Below are 4,019 nucleotides of genomic sequence, written 5' to 3' on the forward strand. Positions count from 1 at the left end.
GGTCGGCCCTGTCCGATTTCGAGCCGCTGGTGGTCGACCCGAGCGACCAAACGCCTGGATTCGATCTGCAATTCATCCTGTCGGAGGATCATGACGGCGGTGAGATGACCGTCGCGCTCACCTACGCCACCGACCTGTTCGACGCCGCCACCATCGATTCACTTGCCCACCGGTGGATTCGGATTCTGGAGTCGATCGTCACCGATCCAACCGTTGCGGTCGGGGCGATCGACGTGCTCGCCCCTACCGAACGAGCCGATCTGCTGACCCGCTCCGGCGCGCCCTCGGCACCGCCGACCACGCTGCCCGATTTGCTTTCGGCAGCAGTCGCGTTCGATCCCGACGGCACTGCGATCGTGTTCGATGGGCAGCGGTTGAGTTATCGGGAGTTGGACGAGCGCTCGAATCGGTTGGCGCGGTTGCTGATTCGGCGTGGTATCGGGCCGGAGGATGTTGTTGCGATCGGTATTCCACGTTCGGCGGATTCTGTTCTCGCGGTGTGGGCGGTTGCCAAGACGGGGGCGGCGTTCCTGCCGATCGATCCGACTCATCCCACCGAACGCATCACCCACATGATGACCGATGCGGATGCAACGACCGGTCTGACCGTGACATCCGTCCGCACGCAACTACCCGACAGCACCGACTGGCTTATTTCGAATTGCCTCGACTCAGCCGAGGACAACCTCGACGAGGCCGACAGTAGTCCGATCACTGACAGCGATCGGGTTCGTCGGTTGCGGATCGACGATATCGCCTATGTCATCTACACTTCCGGATCGACCGGGTTGCCCAAGGGTGTGGCGGTCGCTCACCGCGGTCTGGGGAACTTCGCCGCGACACACCGGGATGCGATGGGCATCGAACCCAGCTCCCGCACACTGCATTTGGCTTCACCCAGCTTCGATGTCTCGGTGCTGGAAACGGTCTTGCCGCTGCTCGGCGGCGCGGCCATGGTCATCGCCCCCACTGATGTCTACGGCGGCGACGAACTGGCCGCACTGCTCGATCGTGAACATGTCAGCCACGTCCTGATCACCCCCTCCGCGTTGTCCACCATCGACCACACCCGTTGGCCGCTACCGGATCTGAAGTATCTGATGGTCGGTGGTGAGGACTACGGCAGCGAGTTGGTCCAACGCTGGGGTGGCGACCGCGCAGTGCTCAACGAATACGGGCCGACCGAAACCACCATCGCCGCGACCCTGAGCGCCCCCATGACCGCAGAGGAACTGGTGAGCATCGGGCACCCGGTCTGCGGCGCCTCGATCTGGATCCTCGACCAGCGGCTGCAACCCGTTCCGGCGGGTGTGGCGGGTGAGTTGTATGTCGCGGGTGATCTGCTCGCGCGTGGATACCACCACCGAGCAGACGTGACAGCCGAACGATTCGTGGCCTGCCCCTGGCTACCCGGCCAACGCATGTACCGCACCGGCGATATCGTGCGTTGGACCAGCGACCGTACGATCCAGCATCTGGGTCGATCCGATTTCCAGGTCAAGATTCGTGGTCTGCGTATCGAACTCGGTGAGATCGATACCGCACTCACCAGCCATGAAACCGTCGCCTACGCGGTGACTGTCGGTCACCGCAACGACGCGGGTACCCAATCACTGGTGTCCTATGTCGTTGCTGCTGCGGGGCAAACGATCGATACCGCGTTGCTGGCCGATTACCTGTCCGACCGGTTGCCGTCGTATATGGTGCCGTCCTCGATCATGGTGCTCGACCGCATCCCACTCACACCGGTCGGCAAACTCGACCGAAAAGCACTACCCAAGCCGGTATTCACCGACACCAAACCCTTCCGAGCACCCCACACACCAACCGAACACATCATCGCTAGAACCTTCGCCGACCTACTCGGCGCCGACACAGTCGGTCTCGACGATTCGTTCTTCGCCCTTGGCGGCGACAGCATCATGTCGATCCAGTTGGTCACCCGGGCCAGAGCAGCTGGTGTGACGTTCTCCGCACGCGACGTATTCGAGCGGAAGACGGTCGCCGGACTGGCCGAGGTCGCAGTCGATGGCAGCGCAGCCGCTGTTCTGTCGGAACTGCCCGGCGCAGGCGTGGGATCGGTGCCGCTGACGCCGATCATGCGACGGCTGCTCGAACGTTCCGAGTCGGAGATCGGCCGCTTCTCGCAGGCAATGACGCTGAATCTGCCGATGGGAATCGACCGGCAGCGGCTGGCCGACACCGTGCAGGCGGTCCTCGATCGCCACGACATGCTGCGCGCACGGCTGTGCTCGGACGACGATGGGCGCTGGACGTGGGAGGTGTTGCCGGTCGGCATGATTCGCGCTGACAACGTCATCCATCGGGTGCCGATGCCAGCAGGCACCGAGTTCCGGAGGTTGGCGGCGGCGGAGTTGACGGCCGCTGCCGACCGGCTCGATCCGAACGCCGGGACTGTACTGCAGGTGGTCTGGTTCGATCCGGTGCACGCAGCGGAACCGGGCAAGGTCCTTGTGCTGGTGCATCAATCGGTGATCGATCGGGATTCCTGGCGCGTACTGGTGCCCGACCTCGCGGTCGTGTGGGCGCGGATCGAATCCGGCGAGCCACCCGAACTCGCCCCGGTCGGGACATCCATGCGCAGATGGGCGCATGAGCTGGTCGAGGCGGCCCGACGCCCGGAGCGGGTGGCCGAGCTCGAACTGTGGCGAGCGATGGCCGACCAGCGTGATCCGATGATCGGGTCGCGGCCTCTGGACCCCGCGATCGATGTGGCGGCCACTGCTCGGACCGTCGAGGTCGAGCTGTCTCCCGAGGTGACCGAGGCGCTATTGACCGAGGTGCCCGCCATATTCCACGGCGGGGTCGACGACGGGCTACTGGCCGCGGTGGCGGTGGCGGTGACGAAGTGGCGGCGCGAACGGGAGTCGGAAGCCGCGGGGCCGACGGATATGGTGATCAACCTCGAAGGACACGGTAGGGAGGAAGGCGTCGTCCCGGGCGCGGATCTGACCCGGACGGTCGGCTGGTTCGCCACGGGTTTCCCGGTGCGTTTGGATCTGTCGGGCATCGATCTCGACGACGCGTACGCGGGTGGGCCCGCCATGGGCGCAGTGGTCAAGTCGATCAAGGAGCAGCATCGCGCTATCCCCGACCATGGGATCGGCTATGGCTTGCTGCGCTACCTCAACGAGGACACCGGGCCGACCCTCGCCGGGCTGCCGCGGCCGCAGATCGCCTTCAACTACCTGGGTCGCATCTCGACGGGGGTTCCCGAAGGGATATCGGCCGTCGCATGGCTACCGGTGGACGTTGGCGGCCTCGTCGGTGCGCAGAATCCGGATATGCCGGTCGCGGCGGTGCTCGACATCAATGCCCATACACGCGACGACGGCCAAGGACCGCAGTTGCGAGCCACCTGGTCCTATCCTGCGGGGGTTCTCACCGCCGGCGAGGTCCGTTCGGTGGCGGAGTCGTGGTGCCGGGCTTTGACCGCGTTGGCGGCGCATGCCCGCCATGTCGGGAGTGGGGGGCGGACGCCTTCGGATTTCGATTTGGTTCGGCTCGGGCAGACCGAAATCGAGCGGCTCGAGGACAGGTACCCGACGTTGAGTGATGTCTGGCCGTTGACTCCGCTGCAAGAGGGACTGCTGTTCCACGCCTTGGTATCCGAGGAGTCGGTGGATGCCTACCTGACCCAGCTGGTCCTCGAGCTGCGTGGGCAGGTCGATCCGGAGCGGTTGCGCCGTGCCGGGCAGGTTGTGTTGGAGCGTCATCCGAATCTGCGTACCGCGTTCGACGCCACCGGTGCCGGGCCGGTGCAGGTGGTCCAGGAAGGCGTCGAGGCGTCGTGGTCGGAGGTCGACCTGTCCGGGCTCGATGACGGTGCGCGCGAGCGCGAGTGGGAGTTGCTGCTGGCCGCGGATCGGGCGACCAGGTTCGATCCGGCTCGTGCGCCGCTGCTGCGGTGGATGCTGGTCACCACCGCGCCGGGGCAGTACCGGCTGGTGTTGACCAATCATCATCTGCTGCTCGATGGCTGGTCGACGCCGCTGCTG

General features: G+C 65.3%; 1 protein-coding gene. It reads left to right on the forward strand.

The window, feature by feature from the left end:
* Window positions 1-4,019: amino acid adenylation domain-containing protein (locus ABZW16_RS43265; protein ID WP_354961975.1), on the forward strand; the 4,019-nt coding region annotated here is incomplete at both ends.

It is taken from the genome of Nocardia sp. NPDC004604 (assembly GCF_040609795.1).
In the GTDB taxonomy this organism is placed as follows: Bacteria; Actinomycetota; Actinomycetes; order Mycobacteriales; family Mycobacteriaceae; genus Nocardia.